Below are 6000 nucleotides of genomic sequence, written 5' to 3'. Positions count from 1 at the left end.
CGGAACTCCGGCGGCTTGGCTGCAGGCATCACGGACTCCTCTCCCGAGGCGATCATCGCCTCAGATCAGGTGTCCGGGAAAGCGGGTCAGGCTCCTCCTCGAAGCGAGCGCTCGGTCTCTTGAGCGTGTAGCAGCGGCAACAGGCCGTCGGCTGGTCGCGCCGTGGACCGGCATCGTGCACAAGAAGTCGCCCTCGTTGGCGGACGACGGCGAGGAGCCATGCGCCGATGCGGGCGTCGAGCACGACGAGGCGTGGGGGTGAGACCGCTCGCTGAGCGGTCGACGGTGTCCGACCGCGGTCAGCGGCGCGGTAGGACGATCGGAGCGCCGCCGCCGGGGTGGTCGACGACCTCGACGGGGTAGTCGTACACGCCGCTCAGCAGCTCGGCGGTGAGGACGTCGCGCGGCCCGCCGTCGGCGACGACGCGCCCGCCCGCGAGGACCGTCACCTGGTCGGCGTAGGCGGCGGCGAGCGAGAGGTCGTGCACGACGACGACCACGGCACCGCCCGCGGCTGCGTGCGCCCGGGCGAGCTGGAGCACGAGCTCCTGGTGCTTGAGGTCGAGCGCGGCGGTCGGCTCGTCGAGCATGAGGAGCGACGTGCGCTGCGCGAGCACGCGGGACAGCGCGACGCGCGCCTTCTCCCCGCCGGACAGCGACGTGAAGTGCCGGTCGGCGAGGTGCTCGACGTCGGTCGCGGCCAGGGCCTCGGCGACCGCCGCGTCGTCCTCGTCCTCGAACGGCGTGCCGCGCCACGGCGAGCGGCCCATGCGCACGACGTCCACGGCCGTGAACGGGAAGCTCAGCGAGACCTGCTGGAGCATGACGGACCGGCGCAGGGCGAGCTCGGTCGGCGTCCAGGCGCGCAGGGGGCGCCCGTCGACGACGACGTCCCCGGCCTCGGGGACCAGGTCGCCCGTGAGCACGGCGAGCAGGGACGACTTCCCGGCCCCGTTCGGCCCGAGCAGCGCGCGGACCTCGCCCGCCCGGACGTCGACGGACACGTCGCGCAGGATCGGCGCCTCGCCGAGCGTGAGGGACACGCCGTGAGCGGCGGTGACCACGTCGCCGGGTGCGACCGGCCCCGGGAGGCGGGACCGTCGTCGGGCACCGGTGACCGCGGTGCGCAGCGAGCCGAGGAACGACGAGCCCTCGTGGCGCAGGTCGGTCATGCCCAGCCTCCCTGGCGCGAGCGCGTCCGGCGCAGCAGGTAGAAGAAGAACGGCCCGCCGACGAGCGACGTGATCATGCCGAGCGGTAGCTCGACGTTCGCGACGGCGCTGCGCGCGAGGAGGTCCGCGGCGAGCAGCACGACGGCCCCGCCCAGCACGGAGGCGGGGATGAGCGTGCGGTGGCTGGGGCCGCAGACCATGCGCACGAGGTGCGGCACGACGAGCCCGACGAACGCGATGATCCCCGTGAACGCGACGCCCGCGGAGACGAGCAGCGCGACGAGGACGATGACGAGCTGGCGCAGCCGCTCGACGTCGACCCCGAGGTGCTGCGCGGCGCGCTCGCCGAGCGCGAGCAGGTCCATCTTGCGGCGCACGAGCATCGCGCCCGCGACCCCGACGACGGCGATCGGCAGCACGACCGCGACGGACTGCCACGTCGCGCCGCCGAGCGACCCGAGCTGCCAGAAGACGATCTGCTCGCGCGCCGCCGGGTCGGCGACGAACGTGAAGAACGCGAGCATCCCGCCCGCGAACGCGTTGACCGCGATGCCCGTGAGGACGAGCGTCACGACCTCCGTGCGCCCGCCGGCGCGTGCGAGGGCGTAGACGACGAACGTCGTGACGAGCCCGCCGAGGAACGCCGCCCCGGCGACCCACGTGCCCGGCACGAGCGCGCCCGCGGTGACGATGACGGCGCACGCGCCCACGGCCGCGCCCGACGACACCCCGATGACGCCCGGCTCCGCCAGCGGGTTGCCGAACACGCCCTGCATGAGCGCGCCCGAGCACGCGAGCGCGGCACCGACGACGATCGCCATCACGACGCGGGGGAACCGCACGACCCACAGCGCGTTCTCGCCCTGCGGGTGCGACGGCATCGGCCCCCAGTCGAGTCCGACGTGGTGCGCGAGCGAACCCAGCACCTCCGCGGGCGACACGGGCACCTGTCCCGTCATCCCGGACACGACCGTGAGCACCGCGAGCGCGACGCCCAGCCCGACCATGAGCCAGCGCGCGGCCCGGCGGCGCTGCTGCCCGACGGCGGGGCCCACCCGGGCGGGCCGGCCGCCCGAGCGGGGGGCGCCGTCGGGCGCGGTGGTGTCCTCGGGTACCGGTGCGTCCTCGGGCGTGCCGAGGGGACGGGTGACGGGCGTGCTCACGAGGCCGGGAGCTCCGGCGCGGGCACCCCGTAGAACGCCTCGACGAGCGACGCGATCGTGGACCCGGTGCGGGGGCCGAACGTGAGGAGCCGCGAGCCGTCCATGTCGACGACGCGGCGCGCCTCGCCCGCGGGCGTCTGCGCGAGGCCCGGGATCGCCATCATGGCGTCGAGGCCGCCCATCGACTCGAGCCCGTCGGTCATGACGAGGTAGGCGTCGGGCGCGGCGCTGATGATCGCCTCGCTCGTGACCGGCGCGTACTCCTGCGTGAGGCCGATCGCCGTCCCGGCGTCCTCGCCGCCGATCTCCTGGATCAGGTCGTCGGCGCCCGAGCCGGGCCCGAACAGCATCTTGATGTTGGACCCGCGCAGGTAGAGGAACGCGACGCGCGGCGTCCCGGTGTCCTGCGGGACGGCGCCGAGCGCCGCGCAGATCTGCCGGTCCGTGCGCTCGACCAGGGCCTCGCCCTGCTCGGGCACGCCGAGCGCGGTCGCGACGGCGCGGATCCGGTCGTCGACGCCGTCGAGCGTGCGCGCCTCGTCGAAGTACACGACCGGGATGCCCGAGCTCTCGAGCTGGCCGCGCACGTCGTCGGTGAGGATGGTCGCGTCGGTGAGGATCACGGACGGGTCGAGCCCGAGGATCGCCTCGACGTCGAGCGCGTGGCCCGCGCCCGTGACGACGGGGACGTCCGCGGCCTCGGGGAAGCCCGTCGGCAGGTCGCGGCCCACGACGTCGTCGCCGAGGCCGAGGCTGTAGACGATCTCGCCGAGCGTCCCGTACAGGTCGACGGGGATGATGCGGCTCACGTCGGTGATCTCGACCTGGCGTCCGTCCACCGAGTCGACGGTGACGGGAAGCTGCGGGGCCGGCGCGTCGGCGACGGGGTGGATCGCGTCGTCGGCGAACGTCGCCGTCGTCGGTCCGGAGGGGAACGACGACGGGTCGACGTCGGACCCGCCGCCCGCGGCGCGCGACTCCTCGAGCGTCGTGCACACCGGCGCGCCCGTCGTCTCGCCGGCGGACTCCGCGGGCGTCGCCTCGACCGGCGCGGCGTCCTGGCTCGCCTCCGCCGACGGCGTCGCGGGCGGCTCGTAGGGGAGCGGCGCGCACGCGGCGACGAGCCCGAGCACGACGACCGCACCCGCGCCGACCAGCGCCGTCACCATCCGCCGCGCTCGACCGGGCGCAGTGCCCGACGGACCCGAGGGCGACGTCGAGCGGCTCGTCGGCGAGCCGAGGTGCAGCGCGGAGCGGGCAGCGTGAGGCATGGGGAGTTCTCCAGGGAGCGGTGCGGGGGAGGGCGCGACCTGGCGAGGTCGTCACTCGCCCCAGATAAGACGAGCCTAACCTGACTTCAGGGCGACCCTCGACCGCCTCGCGAGTAACGCGCCTCACGATCGTCCGGGAGCGCCCCCGGCGCTCGATCGTGCGAACAGAGCCCGCCGAGCATGCGCATCTGGCCCGTCAGCCGGGTCGGACGAGCCGCAACCGCATGGTCGGCGGCTTGAGGGGTCCTGCTTGTGGGTCAGGGGTGGGCGGCGCCCAGGTCGGCGAAGAGGTCGCTGTTGAGGCGGAACGCGTGCTTGGCCTCGGCGACGGTCTCGTCGAGCTGCTCGGGGGTGAGGACGAGACCGTCGAGGCGCTCGCGGTAGACGTCCTTGAACGGCTTGGACTTGGGGATCTCGACGAACGTGTAGAACGCGAGGCCGTCGCCCGAGAGCCCGTAGTGGCGCTCGAGCATGCGCTTGATGATCTGCCCGCCGGAGAGGTCGCCGAGGTAGCGCGTGTACGCGTGCGCGGCGTAGGCGGGCAGCGATGTGCCGACCGCGCGCAGGCGCGCGACGTAGCGCTCGGTCGCTGGGTGGACGGTGATGCGCTCGGCCCAGTCGGCGCCGACGAGGAACGTGAGGTCCTTCTCGATCTCGGGGGTGCGGGTGAGCTCGTCGAAGACGAGCGTCGAGCCCTGGGCGTCGGCGCGCATCTGCGCGCTCGCGTCCTCGAGCGCGCCGTAGATGGCCCACTGCTGCGCCGCGAGGTCGGCGTACGCCGCGACGTCGAGCTGCCCGGACATGAGCCGCTCGACGAAGCCTGAGCTCTCGGCCTGCTCGTGCTCGGGGCGCGTGCCCTCGCGCAGGCGCTGGGACAGCGGCACGGTCTCGTCGGTGCGGTCGAGGTCGTGTGTGAGAGCAGTCACGGGTGGCTCCTGCGGGTAGCGTCGGGTCGGGGCGCTCGTCCTGACGTCCTGTCATGACGATGCGTCAGGAACTGTAACCCACTCAGGTGAGGCTTGCCTATCCTCTGTCCGGGATCTGGTCCACGTCCTCCGGGTCGGGGAGCCCGGCGAGGAACCGGAAGCCCAGCAGGGCGACCAGCGTGCCCAGCCCGCCGCCGACGAGGAGCGGCGTCGCCAGGTCCGCGCGGGCCAGGAGTCCGCCGAGGAACGCCCCGAGCGGCATGACCCCCCACAGGAGCGTCCGCCAGGTGCCGTGCACGCGGCCGAGCAGTCGGCCGGGGATCATCGCCTGGCGCAGCGACATGACGAGCACGTTCCACACCGTGACCGCCCCGGAGCTCACCGCGAACAGGGCAGCGCCGGCGGCGACCGCGGCGCCCGAGGCCGGGAGGAGCGGGGCGAGCCCGAGGAGCACGAGGACGACCGTCGAGACGAGGTTCGCGACGGCCATCGTCGGGCCGGTCCCGAAGCGCTCCTTGGCGGGGTTCGCCACGGCCGCCGCGACGAGCGACCCGGCCGCGCCGACGAGCAGGAACGTCCCGTACCAGGCCTCGGGGACGCCCAGCACGTCGAGGACGTAGAGCACGATCGTCGCGGTCGCGGCGGAGAAGCAGAGCCCGACGACGATCGAGAGCAGCCACAGCGGGCGCAGGGTCGGGTGCGCCCACAGGTAGCGGAACCCGTCCCCGAGCTGGCGGAACCAGGGCGGCGTGGGCTCGGCCCCCTCGACGGCCGCGGCGCGGTGCTCGCCCGCGGCGACGGCGGGCAGGAACAGGGCGAGCGCGCCGGCGACGGCGTACGCGGCGGCGCCGGTCCCGAGCGGCACGACGACGGCGACCGCGAACAGCGCCGACGTGAGCGGCGCGGAGAGGAAGTTCTGGACCGTGATCTCGCCCGCCTCGATGCGGGAGTTCGCGCGCGGGAGGTCGGCGGGCCGCACGATCGAGGGCAGCACCGCGCGGATCGCGCCGTCGTACACGGTCTCCAGCGCGCCGTAGAGGAAGACGACGGCGTAGAGCCACCAGATCGTCAGCGTGCCGGTCGCGGCCAGGGCGACGAGCCCGAGGGCGAGGAGCGTGCGCGCGCCGTTCGCGAGCGCGAGCGCGTGCCTGCGGTCGATGCGGTCGAGCAGCACCCCGGCGGGGATCGCGAAGAACAGCCAGGGCAGGAGCGAGACGGCGGCGATGCCGGACACGAGGAAGGGGTCGTCGGTGAGCCGAGCGGCGAGCAGCGGCGAGGCGACGCGCGCGATGCCGTCGCCCAGGCTGGAGCTGAGGTTCGCCGTGAAGACGTTCCGGAACGGTGCGCCGAGCCCGGTGCGCGCCCGGGCGGGGGCGTCGGGGAGCCTGCGGCGGCGGAGGGTCGGCACCTCCCGAGGCTAGGCGACGGTTGCCGCGGGCATCACGTGCAATCCCCCGCTTCTGCTCGC

General features: G+C 74.4%; 5 protein-coding genes. All 5 read right to left on the bottom strand.

Translation table 11 applies throughout. The features are described from left to right. Window positions 1-299 precede the first annotated feature (299 nt). Window positions 300-1172 (bottom strand): heme ABC transporter ATP-binding protein, encoded by an 873-nt coding sequence (locus tag ACFVN3_RS05505; RefSeq protein ID WP_378231348.1) that lies wholly within the window; start codon window positions 1170-1172, stop codon window positions 300-302. Next, window positions 1169-2179, bottom strand: coding sequence for a FecCD family ABC transporter permease (locus tag ACFVN3_RS05500; protein WP_378231412.1), 1011 nt, complete (start codon window positions 2177-2179; stop codon window positions 1169-1171). The genes ACFVN3_RS05505 and ACFVN3_RS05500 overlap by 4 nt, the downstream gene beginning before the upstream one ends. 152 nt (window positions 2180-2331) lie before the next feature. Beyond that, window positions 2332-3606, bottom strand: a complete 1275-nt coding sequence (locus ACFVN3_RS05495; protein WP_378231345.1) for a hemin ABC transporter substrate-binding protein — start codon at window positions 3604-3606, stop codon at window positions 2332-2334. 257 nt (window positions 3607-3863) lie between these two features. After that, window positions 3864-4532, bottom strand: coding sequence for a heme oxygenase (biliverdin-producing) (locus tag ACFVN3_RS05490; RefSeq protein WP_378231343.1), 669 nt, complete (start codon window positions 4530-4532; stop codon window positions 3864-3866). 97 nt (window positions 4533-4629) lie between these two features. Then, window positions 4630-5940 (bottom strand): MFS transporter, encoded by a 1311-nt coding sequence (locus tag ACFVN3_RS05485; RefSeq protein ID WP_378231340.1) that lies wholly within the window; start codon window positions 5938-5940, stop codon window positions 4630-4632. Window positions 5941-6000 lie beyond the last annotated feature (60 nt).

This window comes from Cellulosimicrobium sp. NPDC057862 (assembly GCF_042797035.1).
Classification (GTDB): Bacteria; Actinomycetota; Actinomycetes; order Actinomycetales; family Cellulomonadaceae; genus Cellulosimicrobium.
Note: the sequence above shows the minus strand (reverse complement) of the source record. Positions and strands in the feature narration are given on the sequence as shown.

What these genes read in the sequence shown, in the direction of transcription:
- ACFVN3_RS05495 (WP_378231345.1), bottom strand. Translation starts at nt 3,606, where the DNA reads ATGCCTCACGCTGCCCGCTCCGCGCTGCACCTCGGCTCGCCGACGAGC.
- ACFVN3_RS05500 (WP_378231412.1), bottom strand. Translation starts at nt 2,179, where the DNA reads ATGGTCGGGCTGGGCGTCGCGCTCGCGGTGCTCACGGTCGTGTCCGGG.
- ACFVN3_RS05505 (WP_378231348.1), bottom strand. Translation starts at nt 1,172, where the DNA reads ATGACCGACCTGCGCCACGAGGGCTCGTCGTTCCTCGGCTCGCTGCGC.